General features: G+C 38.3%; 22 protein-coding genes. 20 read left to right on the top strand and 2 right to left on the bottom strand.

What is annotated here, in order from left to right:
• The first annotated feature begins 211 nt into the window (after nucleotides 1-211).
• The 7 genes from FILTAD_RS08515 (at nucleotide 212) to FILTAD_RS08490 (ending at nucleotide 7533) form a co-directional block, all read left to right on the top strand.
• A complete protein-coding gene (locus FILTAD_RS08515; protein WP_124070091.1) occupies nucleotides 212-1615 on the top strand; it encodes an IS110 family RNA-guided transposase in 1404 nt (467 codons plus the stop codon).
• 892 nt (nucleotides 1616-2507) lie between these two features.
• A complete protein-coding gene (locus tag FILTAD_RS08510; protein WP_124070089.1) occupies nucleotides 2508-3488 on the top strand; it encodes a hypothetical protein in 981 nt (326 codons plus the stop codon).
• Nucleotides 3475-5463 carry a RecQ family ATP-dependent DNA helicase gene (locus tag FILTAD_RS08505; RefSeq protein ID WP_124070087.1) on the top strand — a complete coding sequence of 663 codons (1989 nt, stop codon included), beginning with the start codon at nucleotides 3475-3477 and terminating at the stop codon, nucleotides 5461-5463. The genes FILTAD_RS08510 and FILTAD_RS08505 overlap by 14 nt, the downstream gene beginning before the upstream one ends.
• Nucleotides 5464-6022: 559 nt before the next feature.
• Entirely contained in the window at nucleotides 6023-6739 is a 717-nt protein-coding gene (locus tag FILTAD_RS08500) for an Rpn family recombination-promoting nuclease/putative transposase (protein WP_124070086.1), read from the top strand.
• Nucleotides 6736-7050 (top strand): RpnC/YadD family protein, encoded by a 315-nt coding sequence (locus tag FILTAD_RS08495; RefSeq protein ID WP_124070084.1) that lies wholly within the window; start codon nucleotides 6736-6738, stop codon nucleotides 7048-7050. Before FILTAD_RS08500 ends, FILTAD_RS08495 begins: the two co-directional genes overlap by 4 nt.
• A gap of 97 nt (nucleotides 7051-7147) precedes the next feature.
• Nucleotides 7148-7297 carry a hypothetical protein gene (locus FILTAD_RS15810; RefSeq protein ID WP_160117587.1) on the top strand — a complete coding sequence of 50 codons (150 nt, stop codon included), beginning with the start codon at nucleotides 7148-7150 and terminating at the stop codon, nucleotides 7295-7297.
• Nucleotides 7294-7533: a hypothetical protein gene (locus FILTAD_RS08490; RefSeq protein WP_124070082.1), complete on the top strand. Its 240-nt coding sequence runs from the start codon at nucleotides 7294-7296 to the stop codon at nucleotides 7531-7533. Before FILTAD_RS15810 ends, FILTAD_RS08490 begins: the two co-directional genes overlap by 4 nt.
• A 364-nt stretch (nucleotides 7534-7897) precedes the next feature.
• Here FILTAD_RS08490 and FILTAD_RS08485 read toward each other — a convergent pair whose 3' ends face one another.
• Nucleotides 7898-8686 carry a helix-turn-helix domain-containing protein gene (locus tag FILTAD_RS08485; protein ID WP_124070080.1) on the bottom strand — a complete coding sequence of 263 codons (789 nt, stop codon included), beginning with the start codon at nucleotides 8684-8686 and terminating at the stop codon, nucleotides 7898-7900.
• 570 nt (nucleotides 8687-9256) lie between these two features.
• Between FILTAD_RS08485 and FILTAD_RS08480 the strand changes: the two genes are divergently transcribed.
• From FILTAD_RS08480 to FILTAD_RS08430, 11 genes are all read left to right on the top strand, one after another.
• Nucleotides 9257-10282: an asparaginase gene (locus tag FILTAD_RS08480; RefSeq protein WP_124070078.1), complete on the top strand. Its 1026-nt coding sequence runs from the start codon at nucleotides 9257-9259 to the stop codon at nucleotides 10280-10282.
• A gap of 27 nt (nucleotides 10283-10309) precedes the next feature.
• On the top strand, nucleotides 10310-11908 hold the full coding sequence (locus tag FILTAD_RS08475) for a glutathione ABC transporter substrate-binding protein (RefSeq protein ID WP_124070076.1): 1599 nt from the start codon (nucleotides 10310-10312) through the stop codon (nucleotides 11906-11908).
• 70 nt (nucleotides 11909-11978) lie between these two features.
• The gene (gene gsiC, locus FILTAD_RS08470; RefSeq protein ID WP_124070074.1) at nucleotides 11979-12899 is read left to right on the top strand and encodes a glutathione ABC transporter permease GsiC; all 921 of its coding nucleotides are present in this window, start codon (nucleotides 11979-11981) and stop codon (nucleotides 12897-12899) included.
• Nucleotides 12900-12948: 49 nt separating this feature from the next.
• The gene (locus tag FILTAD_RS08465; protein ID WP_124070121.1) at nucleotides 12949-13818 is read left to right on the top strand and encodes an ABC transporter permease subunit; all 870 of its coding nucleotides are present in this window, start codon (nucleotides 12949-12951) and stop codon (nucleotides 13816-13818) included.
• 23 nt (nucleotides 13819-13841) lie between these two features.
• Nucleotides 13842-14855 (top strand): ABC transporter ATP-binding protein, encoded by a 1014-nt coding sequence (locus FILTAD_RS08460; RefSeq protein WP_124070072.1) that lies wholly within the window; start codon nucleotides 13842-13844, stop codon nucleotides 14853-14855.
• Nucleotides 14821-15798, top strand: a complete 978-nt coding sequence (locus FILTAD_RS08455) for an ABC transporter ATP-binding protein (RefSeq protein ID WP_124070070.1) — start codon at nucleotides 14821-14823, stop codon at nucleotides 15796-15798. The genes FILTAD_RS08460 and FILTAD_RS08455 overlap by 35 nt, the downstream gene beginning before the upstream one ends.
• Nucleotide 15799: 1 nt before the next feature.
• On the top strand, nucleotides 15800-16759 hold the full coding sequence (locus FILTAD_RS08450) for a winged-helix domain-containing protein (RefSeq protein WP_124070068.1): 960 nt from the start codon (nucleotides 15800-15802) through the stop codon (nucleotides 16757-16759).
• Nucleotides 16760-16793: 34 nt separating this feature from the next.
• On the top strand, nucleotides 16794-17642 hold the full coding sequence (dat, locus tag FILTAD_RS08445) for a D-amino-acid transaminase (RefSeq protein ID WP_124070066.1): 849 nt from the start codon (nucleotides 16794-16796) through the stop codon (nucleotides 17640-17642).
• A 111-nt stretch (nucleotides 17643-17753) separates the two neighbouring features.
• A complete protein-coding gene (locus FILTAD_RS08440) occupies nucleotides 17754-18572 on the top strand; it encodes a M55 family metallopeptidase (protein ID WP_124070064.1) in 819 nt (272 codons plus the stop codon).
• A gap of 45 nt (nucleotides 18573-18617) precedes the next feature.
• A complete protein-coding gene (locus FILTAD_RS08435) occupies nucleotides 18618-19331 on the top strand; it encodes a gamma-glutamyl-gamma-aminobutyrate hydrolase family protein (protein ID WP_124070060.1) in 714 nt (237 codons plus the stop codon).
• A gap of 630 nt (nucleotides 19332-19961) precedes the next feature.
• Nucleotides 19962-21131: a YeiH family protein gene (locus FILTAD_RS08430; protein ID WP_124070058.1), complete on the top strand. Its 1170-nt coding sequence runs from the start codon at nucleotides 19962-19964 to the stop codon at nucleotides 21129-21131.
• A 127-nt stretch (nucleotides 21132-21258) separates the two neighbouring features.
• Here FILTAD_RS08430 and FILTAD_RS08425 read toward each other — a convergent pair whose 3' ends face one another.
• Nucleotides 21259-22224 (bottom strand): S8 family peptidase, encoded by a 966-nt coding sequence (locus tag FILTAD_RS08425; RefSeq protein WP_124070056.1) that lies wholly within the window; start codon nucleotides 22222-22224, stop codon nucleotides 21259-21261.
• Nucleotides 22225-22929: 705 nt separating this feature from the next.
• On the opposite strand from FILTAD_RS08425, the gene FILTAD_RS08420 reads away from it, so the two are divergent.
• A complete protein-coding gene (locus FILTAD_RS08420; protein ID WP_124070055.1) occupies nucleotides 22930-23145 on the top strand; it encodes a hypothetical protein in 216 nt (71 codons plus the stop codon).
• 50 nt (nucleotides 23146-23195) lie between these two features.
• Entirely contained in the window at nucleotides 23196-23621 is a 426-nt protein-coding gene (locus FILTAD_RS08415; protein ID WP_124070053.1) for a hypothetical protein, read from the top strand.
• The last annotated feature ends 82 nt before the right edge of the window (nucleotides 23622-23703 follow it).

Raw genomic sequence — 23703 nt, 5'->3', positions numbered from 1 at the left:
TTAGTTGCCTCCTCGATGACCAAAAATTGGTTATTTAATTTGGTTGGTGTTTTTGATACGCCCAAAAATCGAGAAATAGTATTTGACATAGTACGCTATTATATGAAATAGATTGTATTAAACGCAAAAAACCATTGTTTTCAGGGTATAGAGAAGTACCAATCACAGAACTTCCAAACCCACCCCACTATTAAAAGAGGAGCTGAAAACAATGGTTATAGAGTCATTTAATCATATTCAGGGGAAAAACGGAAGTAATTGGAGCCGGTTGATGCGAAGTGCTGAGGCCGATCAGTATTGTATTGTAGCTGTAGACGCGGCTAAGTATGTGAATGCGGCGATTATCTGTAATATTTATGGGGACATTTTGAAGGGACCATTTGAATTCGATGGTTCACAAACTGGTTTTCAGGTGCTGAAAGAGAAGATTAACCAAACTCGAGAAGCCCACCAGCTGACGGATGTGATTCTTGGGATTGAGACAACTGCCCATTATTACGAGGATTTGGTTAGGGTCTGCGGAGTTGAAGGATATTTGGTGCGGGTCATCAATGCAGCGACAACTGCTGAAATACGGAGAAAGTTGTTGAACTACACAAAGACCGACCGGGTTGATTTGAATGCGATTGTCCAAGCGATTCTACAGGGACATGGGGAAACGAGCCGGAAAAAGGAAGAGGATTTTGAAAAGCTCCAGAAATTGACTCGTGCTAGACGACGGATGGTAGATGATAAGACCCGTTGTGTAAACCATATACGGCTATATATGGATCATATCTTCCGGGAATTCCAAGGCAAAAACATTCGGATTGATGGAAAGAACCAGGTGATGAAAGTTTTTGAAGAAATCACTTCAAAGTCGTCGCTCTTTTTGATGAAACATTACCCACATCCTTCGGATATTCTTTCATTGGGGCATGCAGGATTAAGAGAATTATCGATTGAACACAACCTTAAAATGCGAGATAGTGCCATAGAACGGCTCTTGACCTATGCCAGAGAAAGCATTTCAAAGCCGAAAGAAACATTGGTCGCTGAACTTCTCCTTCTTCGTCTAAAGCTGGATGAATACGAGCTAATCCATCGACAGATAGTTGAATTGGACGAAATAATCGAAGAGCTGCTTCTTGAGACAGATGGTGGCATACTGTTAAGCATTCCAGGTATTGCCACGACGCTCGCTGCTGAATTGACGGCGGAGATGGGCAACTTGGAGAACTTCAGCAGTGCAGGCCAATTGATCAAAATGGCTGGTACTAACCCGGTTGTGAAACAATCAGGAGGAAAAAAAGCCTCTCACTTCGCCATTTCCAAGCAAGGTAGGGCCCCGTTCAGAAGTGTAGTTTATCTGGTTGGTAGATCCGTAGCCCTTTTCAATCCCGAGATGAAAAAGCACTATCACCGGTCAAAAGAGCGTGGAAAGCTGACAGGGCAGGCCTACATTGCCTTAGGCAATCGGATTCTACGTATAGCGTATGCGATGCGAAAACACCAAACTCTTTATCAAAGTCAGCAGTCTGATTATGTTCTGAAAAATGTCATCGCCAGGAAACTAGGAAACAAACATAAAGTAGCTGCGTTTTACAGTCGTTTTGTCGAAAAAGAAATGTATTAGTGCAAAATAGGAATGCACAGTATCGCAAACAGACATGGCGTTGGAACTTTACATGGAGTGGTGGGCGAGATAGCCTTAGCAGGCCAAGCCAGCCCCTGACATAGCTGGCTTCTAGGCTTGGTGCTCTTGCCCACAGAGGCTCCATGTCAAGTTACAACTATGTGCAAGTGCAACACTTTTTGGCGAAATACACACCTATCATTATCGTTAGTCAATCAAAAGGTAAAAAGGCATCTTTCCGGAGCGCAGACCACATAGAACAATCGTACCTGAGGCCTTTAAGGACCTCGATGCACAGCGTTATGGGTCTTGTTCCACAAATACGGATAAAACGTTAAAGAATAGAGTTTAAATTAAATAGGATGTATCCCTGTGGAATGAAAACACAAGACCTTTCCCGCTGCGGAAAGATGCCATTATAGAGTGTTCTGTGATTGTTGAGTTTCAAAAAAATAGTAACCTGGGACTTTGGTTTCGTGCGGCCAAAATACATGAAACATAGCGCTTGACTTATTTCACATTAAACGTTGTGTAAGGTTGTATTCAGTCAACTCACTACAATTACATTTTTATAAGTGGGAGATTAGATAAACGTTATACTATCTGCATTATTATGCAGTTGTGTGAGTTGTTTATCGTTTTTTCTTGCACAGGTACGCACACAATTCAGGACGATTAATAATATAGGTTCTTTATCTCTAAACCGTCATAGATTGATACGTGTTGCAGTTGAAGCGGAGATTACAAAACTGAAAAAACTGTGTAGTAATCTGTGAAGGAGAAATTCAATTAATTAAAACTGTTTCATTGAATGCTTGATAATCACTACAATTGATAGTATAGAAAAGTAAAAAGAGATTTCAAGTCTATATAAATTTGAGGAGGAGAAGTAATGTACTATCCAAACGATATTGAGGAAGTATGCTATGAACCGGATCATATGAAACAGGTGTCTGAAGAAATTAAAAAGCAATTTGATCGTTACTTTAAATTATATTTGGAAACCGAAGCTGCCAGCAAAATAACTGCTGAAAAACTTATAGGGATTGCTGAGGCGGTTGGAAGCACACAAACACCAAAAATAAAAAAAGTCACAGATCAAGGTGAAATGTATAAAAGCATTGTTAAAGAAGCAATTAATAATTTTGAAAAGGATAGGGACAGTTATTTGGAAATAATGGATGATGAGGCACTTGAAGAACATGAGGAAGATCCACCAAATTTTAAAAGTACTGTTTTGAAAAACACTTGTCCAATTATTAGAGTAACCCTTCAAAATAAAAGGGCGAAAGAACTTGATAAATACAGAGCTGAATTCAGAAGATCAGATCCAAATAAATTGTTGTCTGTGGTCACTAATCTGTCCAACTTTGCTACAGAATATATAGAAAATAATTATGACAAAGAAACATACGAGGATATACAATCACTGGACGAATTGGGTTTCTCTCCTCTAGATACTAGTGAATATACGGCTTTTGGTGTCATTGGTGGGGGAATTAAGAGCCATTTAGTGTATAAAACTAATCCAGCAGTATTTCCAAATAGAAGTAGAGACGCTATCTGGGCATTGTGGTATCTGACAGGTAAGAAAACGTTTGACTGCCATGAGGATTCTGAATTTTTAATGATTGATACTGAAAAGAACATAACACAGCAAAACTTTTTCTATCCATATGAGTTGTTTTCCTTCTATGCTTTACAAACTTATCGAATGATGAAGGAAGAAGCCGGAAATCTAGATGTCTATTTGAATCCGGATTATCGATATGTATTTGTAGAATCATTTCTATCATTTGTAGCCCACATGCATAACGAAGAAATCAACTTCTTAAAGAGTAAGTTTAGGGAGGATGGCTATGGATTCCATTAAAATTGATCAGTTATTTGAAAGGTACTTTCCATCTCTTCATCAGGAATTTCAATTAAAGGAATTTCAAAAAAATGTGATTTCTAATATAATTGATGGTAATAACTCACTTTGTATTATGCCTACTGGTGGAGGTAAATCGCTTATTTATTGGCTTTCAGGATTAGCCTTAGAAGGGATAACAGTTGTAATCTCACCTTTAATTGCTTTAATTGATGAGCAATCGGAGAAGATTCGTGAACAAGGATATGAAGTACTCACTATTCATGGAGGAGTTAATGCTAAGAAACAAGTAGATCTACTGAAAAGATTCAGTAAAAGAGAATTAAATCCTGACTTTATTTTTGTTAGTCCAGAGAGAATATCTACGGATGGCTTCTTTGAACATTGCATTGCTATTAGAAAAGATGATATTAAGCTAATTGCTATTGATGAGGTTCATTGTGTAAGTCAGTGGGGTGTGAGTTTTCGCCCGTTTTACAAAAGAATACCTGTTTTTATGAATGAAATTTATGGAGTAGAGTCATGGGGGCCGAAAATTCTAGCATTGACTGCAACCTTAAATTCCAAAGAAGTGGTCGAAATCTGTGATGAGTTTAAAATACGCAAAGAGAATGTCATTAAAGATGAACAGTTGATGAGGACAGAGATAAATTTAAAAGTATTAAAATTCAAGGATGAAAATGAGAAAGAAGAGAAGTTCTGGGATCTTCTTAATATCCACAAGGATGAAAAGGTCCTAGTCTATCTTTACAGGAAGTACCATCAAAGAGGTGTTGAAGATCTAACGGAGATGGCTATTGAAAAAGGTTATAAAGCTGTCGCATTCCATGGTGATATGTCAGCAACCGAAAGGCAAAAAATTATACAAGCCTATAAAGAAGATGAAGTAAACGTTGTTTTTGCAACAAACGCTTTTGGTATGGGGATTGACATTCCAGATATTCGTGTTGTTATTCATTTCATGATGCCTGAATCTGTGGAACAGTATTATCAAGAAATCGGAAGGGCTGCAAGAGATAAAGGTGCTGCCAATGCATATATTCTTTACACGAATAAAAATATTCAAGTAAAGAAAACGCATTTCATAGATAAGTCATTTCCAAGTATAGAAGCTTTGGATACTGTTTTTACAAAAATAACGGGTAACCAGAAAAAATTAAAAACTCTTCAATATTATGATGATGATGAAGTGCAAAAGTGTTTGTCCTATTTTCTGGAAAGTGGTCTAATATCAATTGAATGTAAGGGTGCATCTAATTTAAAGATGCTGTCTGATATTCAAAATGATCAGTTGAAAGAAGTGTTCGATTCAACGAAGACAAAAAGTTTTATTAAGAGTGTAAGTAACACAGGAAGAAGCCCAAAACAAATTGTGGATTTAATTTTTTCTTCTGTTGCAAGCGATGAAGTCAAGTTAGTTAAAAACATCGATAAATGCCTAATTATTAATCCGAATTATGAACAAATACCAGTTGAAAAGAAGGAGGATCTGCAACAATATATAAGTGAAAGAAAACAGTATAAGCATAATTTGCTGGATTACTTTGTTTATTTACTTGACGAAAGTAGTGATTCAAGACAACTACACCAAGAAATCGGCAATTACCTTGGGGTCCCCAAGCATAAGTTAAACAGAATTTATGCTACATCCAAAGGAGATAAAGTACGCTCAAAATCTGAAGTTATAATTGCTAATCTATTATACGAACATAATGTTGATTATGAATATGAGAAAAAGCTTCTATATTCTGCCCATAAATGGATTGAGCCTGATTTTACAATAAGAATGAAGGATGGCAGGGAAATATACTGGGAGCATCTTGGCATGATAGGCGTTGAATCGTACGATAAACGATGGAAAGAGAAACTGGAAATTTACAGAACGCATTTCCCTAATCAACTAGAGGTTACTTATGAAGGAACAATGATATCTGACTCAACTAAAAAAATGTTGGAAAAATTACAACTCATTTGAGTTGAGAAAATGGCGGGTGATAATGCACATATATTGGAATCCATGCAAAGTAGTAGCAGGGAAAGTTCAAATATGAAAAGATTATTTATAAGCATTTTCTTAAGTGGATTTTCTAACAGTGATATCAATACTACCATTTAAAATATGAAGCATTAAAACTAATAGGGGGACTACATTCACGCTGAATTAGGATATTCGTGTAAATGTATCAACCTTCAATGACAACACATATCGAATGCGTAGTGTGGTTGGAAGCAAAGTGACGGGTACCTATGTGTAAGGTTGTATTCAGTCAATTCACTACAATTACATACTTATGAACTGGAAAGCTGATAAACATTAGATTGCCTGCATTATTATACAAACGTGTAAGTTGTTTATCGTTATTCCTTGCACAGGCACGCGTACAATTTGAATAACACCAGGTATTCATTCAAACAAGCACGATAAATAAGCCCTATAGGAGAGCGTTTTAAACCAAAGAGACAGCGGTTTTCGCTCTCTTTTTCGTTCCAAAAGTGCTATACTGAAGATAACTGAAAATGAGGTGAAATTAATCATGCGAACGAAAGTATTGAAACGGATACCACTTGAAAAGCTGATGGATCTAAAGGTAGATTACGCTTTCAAGCAGCTATTCGGGAGTGAAAAGAATAAGGAGATAACCGTTGTATTTCTTAATGCAATTCTGCAAAGAACAGGCCGTGACCGTATTAAAGATATATCGTTTTCGAATACCGAGGCAGGCGGCGAGCATAAGAATGACAAACAATCCAGGCTTGATCTTTTGGTCGTCACAAATGCGGATGAATGGATCAATGTCGAAATTCAATTCTCAAATCAATATGACATGATTAATCGTTCGATTTACTATTGGGCGGGCGTTTATCGTGCACCGATGAAACCAAAAAGAGGTTATAAGGAATTGCATCCTGTCATAGCGATTAACATTATGAACTTTTCTATATTCAATCAAACTGAACGCTTTCATACAACTTATCATTTATACGAGGATGAAGAAAAGTTCAAACTGACGGACATAATGGAATTTCACTTTATAGAAATGTCAAAACTCATTCGTGACTGGAAATTAGAAAAGTTGAACCCCTGGGATGATTTGTTGGCTCGTTGGTTATTATTATTAGGGATTGTCGATCACCGTGAAGGTAAAGTCTACGATGATATTTTTAAAAGAGGAAGGCAGACTAAAACCGCCGCGTCCTGCGGCAACGTCTGCATGACCCGCCTCGTGCGGGCCCGAGGAATATTGCCATGAACGATGGAACATTACGTACGGCCTTTCAAAGTTGGGAAGCACTCAGTGGCTCGGACGAAGAAGCATTTGCTTATGATGTACGTCTGAAAAAAGTACTGGATGAAGAAGCAGCTGTTCGAGAAGCAGAACTTCGTGAACAGGAAGGTCGGAAAGAGGGGCTTCAAAAAGGCCTGAAAGAAGGACGCAAAGAGGAAAAAGAGATAACTGCCCGTCTACTTCTAAATGAGGGGTTTGATGTTGAAAAGGTTATCCGTTTATCGAGACTTACCAGAGTACAAGTTCTTGAAATAAAAAACGAACTTATTAACTGATCAGTAATCCGGCTGCCAGCTTCTGCCACGTATTGAAGTGCACAAACGTCGTCAATACAAGGTACCGTGGTATGAATTTAGTGCAAGAGCGACGAGTGTGAGCCGAAGCAATAAGAACGGCAGTGAACTTCTGTTGGGCTTATTGCGGGAGGCTATCACCAAGCGACGAAGCGGTATTGCAAGTGGTTTTACTTTGACTCATGCAAATACAGCAAGTTTGCATGTCATTGAGGAGGAAACAACATGAATCAAGACCAACAAGAGCACAAGAAATCCCTGGAACAACAGCTGCAATGGACTAATGAACAGGTTCGGATCTTGGATGAAATGGATGTCAAGCTTCATGAAATGAAAAGAATCGCTGAATATGCATTGGAACAGAATCTTTCAGCACGTGAAACTGAGACGCTGAATGATGAACTGAATGCATTAAAGAGTGAGTTCAGTTCCCTTGAAAAACAGTACTATCCTGTTCTTCATTGAGAAGTGCAATCATTCCCCTAACAGTTTTCTACGGATGTGCTGATTGGATCTGTACTATTCGAACGTAACTTTTGGATTTGCTACGCGAGACACTACTCAGTCAATAAACCACAATCTCATAAAAGTTTAAGGAAGAACAGACATTCAAAAACATGTCTGTTCTTTATTTATTCGAGTGTTTGGATTATTTATTGCCTTTTTCCTCACGGGTACGCAGACGCAACGAACAGAGAAGTGTTCAACGAATGTTGACTTATCTATAACGAAACCCCAAAGATGTCCAACCACCCACTCATAGTGTCCAACCAACTACGTCAGCCTTCCGACATACTAAGACTTCGAAAAGGAAATCTTGCACACAATTTCATCGATAGAAAAATCCCTCAACCGGAACATCATAATCCATAAAAGCCTCGCTGAATAATGCCTTGTCAATGAGTTCGCGCAATACGCCTGAATAGTAGCCAGGAATATTTCGTATATTTTTCAATTTGGTTGCATGAACAGCAATTTGCAGGGCTTGGAGTGCTAATACTTCAAAAAGCTCACCTTTATCCTCATGAATGCTGAATTTTAACATTCGCAGGGACTGGTGACGATAGATGCCATAGAAATTGCGTGCCAATTTACTTTCTCCGATTGTTGAAGAAAGAAGAGATTTCATCTTCCCGAAAAGCGTTGTAGGCAACACTTTCGGAGGAGACGTTCTTTTAAGATCTTTAGAACTTATAGATTTAGAAAGAAAAGCTTCGGTCTTCGGAATTGCGGGTTGCGGCTTACTGTCAGCTGGCTTTTCGGCTTCTTCTGGACTGTTCATTTTCGACTGGTCATGAATTGGTTTAATGACATAAATATTGGCGCCAAGCCCGCTCATGACGGGACGGATAAAGTGAATGCGTTCGATGATTTCGAGCTTTTCTAGCTTGCGGATTGCACGCCGAACTGTTGCGTTGGATTTGTTGATGGCTTTTTCGATGGTCTCGTGTTTCAAGTGGGCGGCGCCATATTTGACGGAGTAACGGCGGATCATATCAAGAACAGCCCGCTCGGTTTTATTCATGGCGTCCCAGTTCACGAGTACGTGTTGCCGAGTGGCTTCGTCTAAGTCTTTTGTGTTTGTGAAGTATGCGTGTTCTGTTAGGTATGTTTTCATTGGAGGGAACCCCTTTTATTCTTTATATAGAGGGGAATGGGGGAGAAGGATACATTTTGGTGAAAAAAGTTTTTTTGTGCCTGAGAAGGATTTTGTTTTGTTGAGCCAATAAGATTACATGTTTGTATAGTTTGTTGAATTACTTATCATTTTTTCTCACATAGGCACTCACAAGGTAAAAGCTACGACAAATTCACTCGTACACCAAACAAATTTGCGGAAGGCCATCACCAGGCGACGAAGCGGTATAGCAAGTGGTTGTATTTAAACTCAAGCACATACTTCAAGTTCGCATGGAGTTAACGTGAATAATTCAGTATAACAAACGTCAACTAATTCCCTTTAAACAGGATAATTATTGACGTTTTTTTTATTTGCAAGAAATAGTATTCGTGTCACTCAAACTTTGAAATGGAACGATTTTTCAAGAGTAATATCCCATTTAACACAAAACAACCTATTCCGCCATAATGAATAATGAAAATAGAGATTATTTTCTGAATAAGTGTTGTATTGTGTTCGATTGTGATATATAGTAATAAAAAATATAAACAAAAAAGGGATGGGACTATGAAAGCTGAAAGATTAGTAGATGTAGTAAGAGGAGGAAATGTTGAAAGTGAACATTGGGGCCATATTGCAGTAGTAGATAGTAAAGGGAACCTTCTGTATTCAAAAGGAAATCCGGACAGAGTCACATATGCCCGCTCATCTATGAAACCTCTGCAAGCTATTCCTATCGTTGAAACAGGTGCTGCAGATCATTTTGAATTTGATCCAGCAGATTTATCTCTATCTTGTGCATCCCATAACGGGGAGGACCAACATACTAATCGCGTTAAAAATATTTTAAGTAGATTGGATTTAACGACAGACAGTTTGAAATGTGGAACGCATCCACCTCGCTGGAAAGAAACATATGAAGCACTTATAAAAGCAGATAAGGAAATTACACCTGAGTACAACAATTGTTCTGGGAAACATAGCGGTATGTTGACGACAGCCAAGCATATGAATGAAAGCCTAGAAGATTACTATAAATTAGATCATCCAGTACAAAAAAGAATACTAGAAGTTATTAGCGATATTTCAGAAATTCCAGCAGACGATATAGAAATTGGTATCGATGGATGTGGAGTCCCTGTTCACGGCATTCCATTAAAAAACCTTGCATTAAGTTTTGCGAAAATGGCAGATCCGGTTTCATTTCCAACTAAACGAAAAAATGCGATTGAAAAAATTACTTCTGCAATGATGGCAGCACCCGAAATGGTAGGCGGCACTGATCGTTTTTGTTCAGATTTCATGCGTATTGAAGACGGAAGAATGTTCGGAAAAGCTGGAGCAGAAGGTGTTTACTGTATTGGAGACCTTGAGACAGGATTAGGGATTGCCATCAAAATTGAAGATGGTAACGGTCGTGGAGTATATCCGGCAGCAGTAGAAGTTCTAAAACAATTGGACTTGTTAAATGAGGAACAATGTGAACAGCTTCATAGTTACCTTTATCCTGATTTGAAAAACGCTAGAGATGAAGTTATTGGACAATTACGTCCAAACTTTAAGTTGGAAAATGCATATAGCATTTTATCATAAAAACTATATAACAAAGGGGAGAAGAAGATGAAAAAGATTTACGGATTGTTGTCCGCAATCGCCCTACTCATGGTGCTTGTATTGGCTGGATGTAGTGATTCGGGTGGAGAAGGAAAAGGTTCTGACGATGGAAAATCAGCTGAAAAAGTTACAAAAGAAGGAAAAGACGTTGTAGTTGCTGTAGCAAGTAACTTTACAGGGCTGGATCCACACGACACAAATGATACACTATCAAATTCAGCAGAAAAAACGATGATGGAAGGTCTTTTAGGATTTGACAAAGACATGAAAATTATCCCTCTTTTAGCTAAAGAGTATTCTGCAAATGATGAAGCAACGGAATTCACTTTTAAACTTCGTGAAAACATTAAATTCCATGACGGCACACCGTTTAATGCGGAAGCTGTAAAAGTAAATTTTGATCGTCTTGCTGATCCGAATAGTGGGTTAAAAAGACATAGTCTTTTCGCTATAATCGAAAAGACAGAAGTAGTAAATGATTATGAAGTGAAATTTACATTATCAGAGCCATTTGGGGCGATGATTAACACATTTGCTCATCCAGCTGCATTGATTATAAGCCCGAAAGCTCTTGAGGAACACGGTAAAGAAATAGCTAGAAATCCAGTTGGAACAGGACCATTTAAATTTGTTGAATGGAAACCAGGTGAAGGGTTAGAAATTGTTAAAAACGAAGAGTATTGGCAAGAAGGTTTCCCGAAAGTAGATTCAATCACATTTAAACCTGTAACTGAAAATGGATCTAGAATTGCAATGTTACAAACAGGAGAAGCAGATTTCATCTACCCAGTTCCAACAGAGCAAGTAGAAGGAATTGATGGTAAAGACGGTATTGAAATAGAAAGTAAACCATCTATCGTTGTTCGTTATATGGCTATGAACACATTAAAAGAACCATTTGATGATAAGAAAGTAAGGCAAGCACTAAACTATGCGGTTAATAAAGATGCTTTCATTAAAGTTGTTATGAACGATCAATCGAGTAAATTAGATTCCGTTATTGCACCTGACGTTCAGTACTATGCACAACAAGAACTTTATAAATTTGATGTGGAAAAAGCGAAAGAATTATTAAAAGAAGCCGGTGTTAAAGAAGGATTGAAAGCAAACCTATGGGGCGCTAACAACTCGAGTGCTATTAAGGCAATGGAATTTTTACAACAACAATTGGCTCAAGTTGGTATAGAAGTTGAAGTATTCCCAATGGAAGCAGGAACGTTATCAGACAAGATCTGGTCCGTACAAGAGGCGAAAGATGCTGATATTGAATTGTATTATGGTGGATGGTCACCATCTACTGGTGATGCAGACTGGGGTATTCGCCCTCTTGTTGGCGGAGAAGATGCATTCCCACCGAATGCGTACAACGTTTCTTACTATAATAATCCTAAAGTAAATCAATTGATTTTAGACGGTTTACAAACTGCAGATGATGCTGCACGTGCAAAAGCTTATGAAGAAGCACAAGGCATAATTTGGGAAGATGCACCTTGGGTATTCTTAACAGCGGAAAATACAATTGCTGGTAAGAAGAACTATTTAAAAGGAATCTACTTACTGCCTGACGGTTCTTTGAGCGTTTCAGAATTAGAAATTGTAGAATGATTTGATGAAGGAGTGTTATATATAGGTTCTATATATAACACTCTTTCTCTTTACCAAAGGAGGGGTTAAAATGTTTCGTTTTATCATTAAAAGAATTCTTGAAATCATACCGATTCTCTTTTTAGTATCAATATTCATCTTTATGTTCGTACATATGATTCCAGGGGATCCTGCGCGTCTTGTTGCTGGGGTAGATGCAACGCTTGCGGATGTGGAGTTAGTAAGAGAGGAATTGGGACTAGACAAACCGATTGTCGAACAGTATTTCACATATATGAAAAACCTTGTTCAAGGAGACTTAGGGAAATCACTTAAAACAGGTCGAGCAGTTAGTGAAGAGATAGGTGCACGATTTATGCCGACATTCTGGCTAACCGTATGGAGTATGGCATGGGCTGTCATTATCGGCTTGTTAATTGGAGTTGTTTCAGCAACAAAAAGAAATAAATGGCAGGACTATTTTGGGATGTTCGGAGCTGTTTCGGGGTTATCATTACCATCATTCTGGTTAGGTCTTATGCTTATCCAACTATTCGCAGTGAAGCTCGGTTGGTTACCGACTGGTGGAATGGAAACATGGAAGAGTTTTATCCTCCCTGCATTTACGCTTGGAACAGGTGTAGCAGCAGTTGTTGCACGTTTTACAAGATCTTCGTTAATGGATGTGTTAAAGGAAGATTATATCCGTACAGGTCGATCGAAAGGTTTGAGCGAACGCAAAGTTACGTGGGGACATGGTTTACGAAATGCAATGATTCCAGTTGTTACAATGACGGGATTACAATTTGGATTCCTTCTTGGAGGGTCTGTTGTTATTGAGACTGTATTTAGTTGGCCGGGATTAGGTAAACTGCTTATCGATTCAGTAGCTTATCGTGATTATCCAGTCATTCAAGCGGAGATGCTGATTTTTGCTTTGGAATTTATCGTCATTAACCTAATTGTTGATTTGTTGTATGGGATTTTGAATCCACAGATCCGGTATGAGTAAGGAGGGAAACTAAGTGGTTGAATTGAAACTAACTAAAAAAGAGGCTTATATGCAACAGTCAATGGAAAATATTAAGTCAAACACACCGTTCTCTGAGTTTTGGAGGAAATTTAAAAAACAGAAGCTTGCGTTTGTATCATTCTTTTTTATACTATTCCTCATTGCACTTGCGATTGTCGGTCCGTTTATTGTCCCTTACGACATCGCTGAGCCTGATTATAATAATGTCTTAACCGGACCAACGGCTGAACACTGGGCTGGAACAGATGCTTACGGTAGAGATATTTTCAGTAGAATTGTCGCTGGTACACAAATTTCATTGTACGTTGGATTGACTTCCGTATTTTTAGGGGCGCTTGGCGGTACCTTTTTTGGTCTGATTGCTGGCTATTATGGAAAAAAAGTTGATGCAATTATTATGAGAGGCTGTGACGTGTTACTTGCATTTCCAGGAATTCTATTAGCGATTGGTATTATTGCTATTTTAGGGCCTGGTCTAGGTAACGTAATTATCGCAGTCGCCATATTTAGTGTTCCGGTGTTTGCGCGGATTGTTCGAAGTTCTACATTAGCAGTAAAATCAACGCTTTATGTGGAAGCAACAAAATCGATAGGTGCTGTACCACGTCGAATTATTTGGAAGCACATTTTCCCTGGTACATTATCTAGTATTATTGTTTATTTTACGATGCGGATTGGTTCCGCAATCTTAACTGCAGCAAGCTTGAGTTTCCTAGGTTTAGGAGCACAACCACCTTCACCAGAATGGGGCGCTATGCTGAGTGGCGGACGAGACTATTTAAATATCGCACCACATGTGACAATCTTCCCGGGACTTGCAATCTTCATCACTGTACTAGCATTTAACCTTTTAGGTGATGGCTTACGTGATGCGCTCGATCCGAAGATTAAAGACTGATTTTTTGGAAAGGAGGACTTCAAGTGGATCAACCCGTACTGAAAGTGAATAATTTACAAACGTATTTCACAAGTGATGCAGGTGTTGTAAAAGCAGTAGATGGCGTGTCTTTTGAAGTTTCTAAAGGTGAAACGCTTGGAATTGTTGGGGAATCAGGAAGTGGGAAAAGTGTTACATCCCTTTCAATTATGAGGTTATTAAAAGACACGCCAGGACGGATTGCAGATGGTGAAATTCTTTATGAAGGCAGAGACCTTGTCAAAATAAGTGAAAATGATATGCGTAAAATTCGAGGCAATGACATTGCTATGATTTTCCAAGAACCGATGACTTCATTGAATCCAGTATTTAAAATTGGACGTCAATTGGAAGAAGCAATCATCCTTCATTTGAAGTTTTCGAAAAAGGAAGCGAGAGAACGGTCGATTGAAATGTTAACGTCTGTAGGTATTTCAAGACCAGAAAAGATTGTCCATGAATTTCCACATCAGTTATCTGGCGGAATGCGTCAACGTGTAATGATAGCAATGGCAATGGCCTGTAACCCAAAAGTACTAATAGCTGATGAGCCAACAACAGCATTGGACGTGACAATCCAAGCTCAAATATTAGACTTAATGAGAAACTTGACTAAAACTACGGATACCGCAATTCTCCTAATTACGCATGATCTAGGTGTGGTTGCGGAAATGTGTGATCGTGTTGTTGTTATGTATGGTGGACGCGCAGTGGAGGAAAGTGATGTACTTTCTATATTTGCTAATCCAAAACACCCTTACACGCAAGGCTTATTAGCTTCGATTCCAAAAATCGGAGAAAGATTAGATCGACTACAGTCTATTCCTGGTAACGTTCCAATACCTTCTAGAATGCCTGAAGGTTGTAAATTTGCACCAAGATGTCCGCATGCAATGGATATCTGTTGGGAAAAAGAACCCGAATATAAAGAAGTAATTACAAATCACTCTGTCAGATGTTGGTTACATGAGGAGGTACCTCAAGATGAGTCAGAACTTGTTGGAAGTACACAACATTAAAAAGTATTTTCCGATAAAGAAAAAACTATTTAGTAAAAAGAAGGAATTTATAAAAGCTGTAGATGGTATTTCATTTACAGTGAAAAAAGGTGAAACATTAAGTATCGTTGGTGAAAGTGGGTGTGGAAAGTCAACTACTGGTAGAGTATTGATGAAATTACTGGAAGCTACGGAAGGTAAAATCGTTTTTGAAGGGAATGATATTACGGGTTTAAGTGACGATGAAATTCGTCCTTTACGTAAAGAATTTCAAATGGTTTTCCAAGATCCCTATGCATCACTCAACCCGAGACTGACGGTAAAGGAAATTATTGAAGAGCCCCTTATTGTTCATAATATTGATAAAGCAAAACGTGCGGATCGTGTAGTTGAATTGCTGGAAGTTGTCGGGTTAAATAAGTACCATGCAAACCGTTATCCTCATGAGTTTAGTGGTGGACAGCGTCAACGGATTGGTATTGCACGTGCTTTAGCGGTTAACCCAAAACTTATCATTGCAGATGAACCCGTTTCCGCACTGGATGTTTCTATTCAATCGCAAATACTTAACTTGTTGAAAGATTTACAAGAGAAATATGATTTGACATACATTTTTATTGCTCATGATTTAAGTGTAGTTGAACATATCTCAGATCGGGTAGCAGTTATGTATTTAGGAAGACTTGTAGAGTTGACTACGAGAGACGAATTATTTGCGACCCCACTTCATCCTTATACAAAAGCATTACTAAGTGCAGTGCCTGTTCCTGATCCTACTGTGAAAAGAAATAGAATTATATTAAAAGGTGATATACCAAGCCCTGCAGCTCCACCTTCGGGATGTACATTCCATACGCGGTGTCCATTTGCACAAGATAGATGTAGAGAACAAATACCAGAATTCAGAGAGATAGAAAAAGAGCATTTTGTTGCTTGTCACTTTGCAGAAGAATTAGGAAGTTAATATGAAGAAAAAAGTTCATATTATATCCATTCAAAAAGAGTATTTAAATATTGTAGCGTATCAACTGTTAGATATATTCGGTGCTAAGATTGATTTATCAGCTTTAACATTGCAAGAGTTGACGAAGGAAATTATAGCGGAAGAAGATATCGTTGTTTTTTCAAAGGGAATATTGTTGGGTATTGCACGATCATTTATCCCAAAAGAGTGCAAAATTATCTTTGCAAATCGAGAAGTGAATATAGCAGCTACTAAAAGAATTAGTGAATTACCAAAAGGTCAGCAAATTCTAATCATCAATGACACAGTTGAACATGCAAAGGATACAGCTGTCGCTCTTAACACGATTTATTTTGAACATGAGTATAAGGTTTACAATCCAATTGACATAATGCCAACCAATGTCGATTGGATTGTAACGCCTGGTGAAATGGAACTCGTTCCACGAGGGATTTCAAATGTTATCGATATAGGTCCCAGAACGTTAGATTTTAAAACGGTAGTGGAAATTGATAAATGCTTGGGAGAAGAAGTTCAATATAAATCTTTAATGAACCGATTTTTTAAGTCTCAATTAAGTTTAACTTTTAGGCATGATACGTTAAATGGAACAAAGCATGAAAAATTGAAGAGTCATGAGACTGATGAGTGGTCGCAAGAAAAAATGATTTTAACAAACGAAATGATGAATTCGGTAATTGAGAAGATTGAGTCACATGGTTTCTTACAGGAAAGCTTAGCCATTCTTTCTATTTATAAAGAAGCTAGGGAAAACTATCAGACATTTGGACGAGCTAAAGTAAAAATGAAATTAAGGGAAAGTGGTATCGATTTATCTGATCAGCAACTTCGTCTTCGATTAGAAGTTATGCAAGAGTTAAAATTAGTAATTGCTCGAGTAGGTCGAGGTGGAACGAAGCTGTCAGATAAGGGTGAAGCTTTTTTAAAACAATATAAATAAACGACTAACAGTATATTTGGGGAGGTCTTTTTTTATGTCTATTGGTTACTTTAATGGTGCTTTTTATCCAATTGAACAAATAGTTATTCCTATCGACGAACGTGGACATCAATTTGGTGATGGTGTTTATGAAGTAATCCGAATATATGAGGATGCGTTCTTTATGTTGGATGAACATATTCAACGATTATTCAAAAGTGCAAAGGCTATTAAACTTAAAATTAATCACTCAGAAAATGAAATGAAAGAGCTTATCAAGGAAGTTGTAGCAAAGTCTGCATTGAGTAATTGTGATGTTTATATTCAAATTACAAGAGGTATTGCACCACGGAATCACTTATTCCCAGATGCACCTGTATCAGTTTCAATGACAGTCAAGCCTAGTAAAGTTATTAATGATTCTATCCGTCAAAAAGGAAAGACAGCTATTTTTCATGAGGATGAAAGATGGGCGAATTGTCACATTAAATCACTGAATCTTTTGCCGAATATCCTTGCTAAACAGGCTGCTTTTGAGGCTGGTTGTTACGAGGCAATTCTTGTGAAAGATGGATTTGTAACTGAGGGTACTAGCTCTAATGTGTATATGATAACTGACAAAACAATAACGACAACTCCGCTTTCAAAGCATATTTTAGCGGGGATCACTAGGATAGCTGTAAAAGAAGTTGCGACAGAACTTGGCTTTCAATTTGTAGAAAAGTCATTTACTCCTGATGAGTTATTGGAGGCAGATGAAGTTTTTATCACAAGTACAACAAATGAAATAATGCCGATTGTAAGTATCGATGGAAAGTCCATCCGAAATAGTGATTCAAAGGAACAAACGTTGACAGTATTTAAGCAGTTCATGAAAAGGGTAAAAGTTTTACAAACTAGTTAAGTGTTTTTGACTAAAAGTAATTCCAGTTAGTACGGGATATTGAATGGTCTTTTAATTCGACATTCCTGGCTAAATGGATAGTTTAACTAGTACATTTCAGAAGGAGTAATTATGAGAGTTTATATTTCAGCAGATATAGAAGGTGTCTCTGGAGTTGTTCATAGTGAGCATACTTTACGAGATGGAAGAGAGCATGACTATGCAAGGATGCTGATGACTGAAGAAGTCAATGCATGTGTACTTGGCGCTTTAGATGCAGGTGCTGAAAAAATAGTTGTGAATGACTCTCATGGAACAATGCGGAATATTTATCATGAAAAATTACACACGAAAGCTGAACTAATACTGGGAACGCCTAAAAGACTAGCAATGATGGAAGGGATTGCTACGGATTTCGACGCAGTTCTTTTTGTTGGTTATCACACTAGAATGGGAACAAATGGCGTGTTGAATCATACTTTTAATGGAAGAGTAATTCGTACAGTTAGTGTAAATGGAGTAGAACTTGGTGAATTTGGCTTAAATGCCCTCGTTGCTGGAGACTTTGATGTGCCTGTAGTTTTTGCATCTGGTTGTAATTTACTTGCAAAAGAAGCGATTGCATGTATCCCAGAAATCCATCAAACAATCGTCAAAGAAACGATTAACCGTACTACCGCCTTGAATATTCACCCGATAAAAGCCAGAGAACTAATTAGAGAAGGTACGAAAAAAGCGTTACAGAACTATAAAAAGGTTAAACCGTTCACAATGACGGCGCCCTATACAATAAATATTGAGTTTATAAATACTGGGTTTGCTGATGCAGTGGAAATTTTGCCATTTACGCAAAGAACAGGACCATTAACAGTGTCGTACGAAGGTAGTAACATAATTGAATGCTACCAACTCATTCGAAGTTCAATTATGATAGCGGGATCTGTTAGCTGAAATAAAATCGGATTTAAAAATACACGAGCAAAGGGGCAATTTACTTTGAAACCGATAATAGGAATAACATGCCATAACGGTTTTGATTATAGACATGAACTTAATAACGATTATATTCTAGCAGTGAGGCAAGCAGGAGGTTTTCCACTTTTAGTACCACTAGGAATGGAAAAAGATGTACTACAATTATCCGGCATATTAGACGGGTTACTACTTAGTGGTGGCTCGGATACCAACCCATTTTACTATGATGAAGAACCGCATCCTAAACTTGGAGGAATTTCACCGGGAAGAGATTCCAATGAGATTGAAATCATTCAAAAAATGTTAGCGTTAAATAAACCGATTTTAGGGATTTGTAGGGGCCATCAAATTTTAAACGTTACACTGGAAGGGAATATGTACCAGGATATTCATGCACAACAAGACCATGTATTATTACAACATGTTCAACAATCTCCTAGAAATCAACAATCACACTACGTACAAGTCAATAAAGAGACGATACTCGCTTCGATTGCAGGGGCTGAGCGCATTAGCGTAAATTCGTTTCATCATCAGGCCGTAAAGAATGTCCCTGAACCATTAATTGTTTCAGGAGTTGCGAGTGATGGAATAATCGAAGCTGTAGAAAGCGTACAACACGATTTCGTAATGGGCGTACAATGGCATCCCGAAGCATTAGCAACAGCAGGTGACGAAGTATCAGTCCGTCTATTCGAAAGGTTTATAAATGCATGTAAAGCTGAAGTGAAATAAAAACGGGGACCTGTGCTGAGTTGGGATAGTTTACGTAAGCTTTGTCAAACAAAGTACAGCTATAAACATCAACATGGAAACAAGCTAAATAGTAGGCATCCAAGTCTTAAAGGTATGTTTCTGCCTTACTTGTCGCGTAACTAAAAGAGTGTCATCACTGGTGCGGATGATTTCCTTCTTTTTTTTATGTTCAACAAATAATTGAGAGAATCATTTATTAGGATATTCAAACATATGATAGTTCGATAGTTAAACTATTGTATTTTTTGAGAGCCATTTTAACTGAAGATACCAAAAAAATATGTAACTAAAAGAAGGGGGAATTATTGATAAAGTTTAGCCATGTCTCGCATCTTCATTGTCCAAAGTGTCAAAAGGAATACAAAATATCTCTAGACGATTGTTGATTTTATTCCGCCCCTTGCAGCATATAGGGCCCAAAAATAATTGCAATAAAGATAATCTGTAAATTAGTTTTTATAAACGGAAAGTATGACCTTTTTAGTGAGACTAACTAGGGGATAAGCCCTTCTTTGTTAGTAAACTTATCTTCTGTTTATGTAAGGGCTGGGTATCTTGCCCTTGTAAAGTGAGGTAATAAACGAGTGAAAGGGTGAGTCTTTGGAAAAGATGAAAAAGTTTTACGAGTTAGTCTCCGCCAATCCCATTTGTAAACTATTTGTACGAGCAATACCTGGACTTTTTCTTTGTTTGTTTGTGACACTTTTAGGTATTTATGCAGCAGATCTAATAGGGAAAATAATTGTGAAACTAGGTTTATTACCAGAAGGAAGCGCAAGTCCCGTATCTGGAATATTTGTGGCTATATTACTAGGAATAATTATTCGAAATACAATTGGGTTACATAGGGTTCTCATTGACGGAGTGGCGTTTTCTGTTAAATACGCGTTGCGTGCCGGAATTATTTTACTAGGATTACGTCTAAGTCTTACAGAGGCGTTAAAACTTGGTGCATGGGGCCTTCCACTCATTATTGCTTGTATTACTTCTGGATTATTCGTAACGCTTTATTTCACGAAAAAAATGAATCAATCGAATCGACTTGGAACTTTAATTGCCTGCGGAACAGGTATATGCGGAGTAACTGCAATTATGGCTGTTTCCCCTGTTGTCAAAGCAAAAGATAATGAGATTTCTTATGCCGTCGCAAATATAACGATTTTCGGTTTGGTTGGTATGTTGTTTTACCCATACTTGGCCAATCTTTTATTTGCAGATGATCCTATTAAAGCGGGACTATTTTTAGGAACAGCTATTCACGATACAGCGCAAGTAACGGGTGCAGCTCTTATTCACAGTCAAATGTTCGATATGCAAAAGGTAGTTGATGTTGCTACAGTTACGAAATTAACAAGAAATTTGTTTATAATTGCAGTCATTCCACTCGTTTCTTATTTCTTTTTCAAAGGTGCCAGTAAGAATGAAGATGGAACTGAATACAAAATTCCAAAGTGGTACAAGTTAATCCCTTTATTCGTTATCGGGTTTTTAGCGCTTGCGTTGATAAGGACAATTGGTGATTTGACTGTTACGAATACCGGATCAGCTTTTGGCTTCCTTGATCCATCAACGTGGCAAGACTTTTATAATTCTTGGAGTTCATTTGGTTCAAAATATATGCTCGGGTTGGCAATGGCTGGTGTCGGGTTATCGACGAACTTTAAAGTTTTTAAAGGACTAGGCATAAAACCTTTCTATATCGGATTGATTGCTGCTGTGTCAGTTGGATTAGTAAGTCTACTACTTGTTTCAACTTTCGGTCATTTAGTCGTTATTTAATGCAAAGCGAGATAGCCGTATCCTTAATGTCCAAGGCGGGCTTTACTGTTCTTAAACTGGAAACCGATTAACACCGTTATACTTTCCGCGTGATTGGTTACAGATTTGTCAACCATTTGAATCTCAATCAGTGTGCGCTTAAGACCCATTCAGTGCTTTGTGGCTCAAATACGGCAGTCAAATGATCAGCTACTGTTAAATAGACGAGTCCGCTGCCTTCAAGTTTTGGCGAGAAGCCAAGTGGAACTGTTCGCTTAATGAGCTGGGCGAAGAGTTCGGTTTCCGAAAGTCTTCGTCCAAAGCGGTTGTTGACTACGTTTTTAATGAGCGCAAGTGCTCCCGTGACATGGGGAGCGGCCATTGATGTACCGCTTAAGGTAGCGTACTTTCCGTCTAAATAAGTAGAGAGTATACCTTCGCCAGGAGCAACTAGGTCGATTTCATTATGTGAGTTGGTGAAATCAGAAGGGCGGCGTTCAAGATTAACAGCACCGACGGCAATGACTTCATTATAATAGCCTGGATAGGCGAATTCATCTGTTGACTCGTTGCCATCGCCTTCATTTCCTGCCGCACAAACGACAAGTATATTATTATGGACCGCTTTTTTGAGGGCTTCATGAAGTTCAGGAGAATCGTTTGGACCTCCAAGTGACATGGAGATTATATCCACTTTTTGTTGGATAGCGTAATTGACACCATTGATAATCCATTTATATTGCCCCGCGCCCTTTTTATTCAACACCTTTACAATCAGTAAACTTGCTTCCGGGGCCACGCCGACTACGCCTATTTCGTTCTGCCCGGCGGCAATCGTTCCTGCTACATGTGTTCCATGGCCATTGTAATCGTGGAAGATGGTTGGATCGCTTCTATCATCGTCTGTAAAGTTTCGACCGCCAATAATACGTTCCTTTAAATCGGGGTGCCTGCTATCACATCCCGTATCCAGTACAGCTACCGTCACACCTTTACCCTTTGTTTCGGCCCAAATCTTTGGAGCTTGAATTAAAGATACTCCTTCAGGGATTTCATTGGCTTTTGCTGTTTGGATACCGACTTTGTAAGGGAATACGTGTGCATAGTTTTCCATTCGTAGACCTCCTCCTAATAGTGTCGAGCGTTGTTCAAAACGTAATCCAATGGGAAATAGTGTTAAAGACCTATCAAATTGTGATTAGTTAGATAGTAGTTACTGTTGCCTTGAAAAGTCCGTCTACTATGTTTCTATTCATAGTGCTTGTTGCATATCATAGATAGCGGGCAATCAATTTTCAAGACATAAGAGAACCTATTTGCATAAGTCACTAGTAGCATAGAAGTGGAGAACTTCTTCTAGCAAACTAGCATATAATTAGTAACGGAACATACAATAAAAAAGGGTTGGGTGTTTGAGTACTCAGTCCTATACTAGTAAACCGCTAGACGAAGTCATTTCCGATTTTGCATATCTTGAAACGGTGCGTACGGTACTTGTGTCTGGCTCGGAGTAAAGAAGTAATTGTCCGCACGTCTGCCGATGGGGGACGGTTACTTCTTACTTGATAAGAAAATGAGTAACGACAACGACACTGACATAAAAGCAATCCATCCACCAGATAGTTGGATGAGTAAGCTTACGACTTCGTATGTTGTCACTATTTTGACCTCCCTTCGTGTGAAAATGGCTAACTGACTCGCATATAATCATCGGAAATGACATAAGTCCGCAGTTTTTGTGTGGGAAAAAATGATAAAGATAGGTCTAGTATTATGTATATGTAAGGGGCAGGTTGAATAGACCTAGTTTGTTGAAGGGTTGGGGAAGCAACTTTTTGCTACATATGGAATTGTAAAAAAACGGCATGAGACGAATGTTGCGTCTCGTGCTGTTTTTTCATTTATTGGGCTTATGGACAGCCTTACTCGTAAGCACTTCTGTTCAGGCTGGATTGTTAAATCGGCTAAGGTTAGACTAGGTGGAACTGCAAGAGGTGGTTGGTCGAATCCATTTGTTGGCGAGACAACAGCGTGAGTTGTCCTTAACGGTTTAAAAACGTTAACATATATATAGGAGATGAAAACATGAAATTCCTAAGGCGTCTAATCATAACTGTCATCGTTCTCGCGGTTCTGGGACTCGGTGTTTATTATATCGGTACCAAGATGATTGCAGATCAATTGATGGGACAGGTATCAGAAGAGCTTGATCAAAGTGGGCAATTGGAAAGCATTAAAGATGAAGTGAGGGATGATCCGCAATTGCAAGCCTTCATTGCAGAAGGAAAGAATGTGGATAGTGAGAAGCTGCCTTTCCAGACAAAAGAACAGGCGACGAGACTACTGCTCAAAAAATTTAACATGAGTGAACTTGCAGAACTTCAAGCGAAAGCACGAAGCGGCATGACAGCGGAAGAAAAACAGCAATTGTTCGATAAGATTGAAAACAGATTGACAGAAGAGGAAATGTTGGCATTGAAGGTTTTAGCTTATAAAGAACTGATGAAATAATTCGTGCTGGTTAGCTATACATTTCATTGGAAAAAACTAAAAAGCATTGCGGACATTTATGTGACCGCAACGCTTTTTTAGA

It is taken from the genome of Filibacter tadaridae, assembly GCF_900609045.1.
In the GTDB taxonomy this organism is placed as follows: Bacteria; Bacillota; Bacilli; order Bacillales_A; family Planococcaceae; genus Sporosarcina; species Sporosarcina tadaridae.
This window is presented reverse-complemented; position numbering and strand designations above follow the sequence as displayed.

What these genes read in the sequence shown, in the direction of transcription:
- FILTAD_RS08510 (WP_124070089.1), top strand. Translation starts at nt 2,508, where the DNA reads ATGTACTATCCAAACGATATTGAGGAAGTATGCTATGAACCGGATCAT.
- FILTAD_RS08440 (WP_124070064.1), top strand. Translation starts at nt 17,754, where the DNA reads ATGAGAGTTTATATTTCAGCAGATATAGAAGGTGTCTCTGGAGTTGTT.
- FILTAD_RS08430 (WP_124070058.1), top strand. Translation starts at nt 19,962, where the DNA reads ATGAAAAAGTTTTACGAGTTAGTCTCCGCCAATCCCATTTGTAAACTA.
- FILTAD_RS08500 (WP_124070086.1), top strand. Translation starts at nt 6,023, where the DNA reads ATGCGAACGAAAGTATTGAAACGGATACCACTTGAAAAGCTGATGGAT.
- FILTAD_RS08425 (WP_124070056.1), bottom strand. Translation starts at nt 22,224, where the DNA reads ATGGAAAACTATGCACACGTATTCCCTTACAAAGTCGGTATCCAAACA.
- FILTAD_RS08515 (WP_124070091.1), top strand. Translation starts at nt 212, where the DNA reads ATGGTTATAGAGTCATTTAATCATATTCAGGGGAAAAACGGAAGTAAT.
- gsiC (WP_124070074.1), top strand. Translation starts at nt 11,979, where the DNA reads ATGTTTCGTTTTATCATTAAAAGAATTCTTGAAATCATACCGATTCTC.
- dat (WP_124070066.1), top strand. Translation starts at nt 16,794, where the DNA reads ATGTCTATTGGTTACTTTAATGGTGCTTTTTATCCAATTGAACAAATA.
- FILTAD_RS08415 (WP_124070053.1), top strand. Translation starts at nt 23,196, where the DNA reads ATGAAATTCCTAAGGCGTCTAATCATAACTGTCATCGTTCTCGCGGTT.
- FILTAD_RS08495 (WP_124070084.1), top strand. Translation starts at nt 6,736, where the DNA reads ATGAACGATGGAACATTACGTACGGCCTTTCAAAGTTGGGAAGCACTC.
- FILTAD_RS08480 (WP_124070078.1), top strand. Translation starts at nt 9,257, where the DNA reads ATGAAAGCTGAAAGATTAGTAGATGTAGTAAGAGGAGGAAATGTTGAA.
- FILTAD_RS08490 (WP_124070082.1), top strand. Translation starts at nt 7,294, where the DNA reads ATGAATCAAGACCAACAAGAGCACAAGAAATCCCTGGAACAACAGCTG.
- FILTAD_RS08485 (WP_124070080.1), bottom strand. Translation starts at nt 8,686, where the DNA reads ATGAAAACATACCTAACAGAACACGCATACTTCACAAACACAAAAGAC.
- FILTAD_RS08465 (WP_124070121.1), top strand. Translation starts at nt 12,949, where the DNA reads ATGCAACAGTCAATGGAAAATATTAAGTCAAACACACCGTTCTCTGAG.
- FILTAD_RS08455 (WP_124070070.1), top strand. Translation starts at nt 14,821, where the DNA reads ATGAGTCAGAACTTGTTGGAAGTACACAACATTAAAAAGTATTTTCCG.
- FILTAD_RS08450 (WP_124070068.1), top strand. Translation starts at nt 15,800, where the DNA reads ATGAAGAAAAAAGTTCATATTATATCCATTCAAAAAGAGTATTTAAAT.
- FILTAD_RS08505 (WP_124070087.1), top strand. Translation starts at nt 3,475, where the DNA reads ATGGATTCCATTAAAATTGATCAGTTATTTGAAAGGTACTTTCCATCT.
- FILTAD_RS08475 (WP_124070076.1), top strand. Translation starts at nt 10,310, where the DNA reads ATGAAAAAGATTTACGGATTGTTGTCCGCAATCGCCCTACTCATGGTG.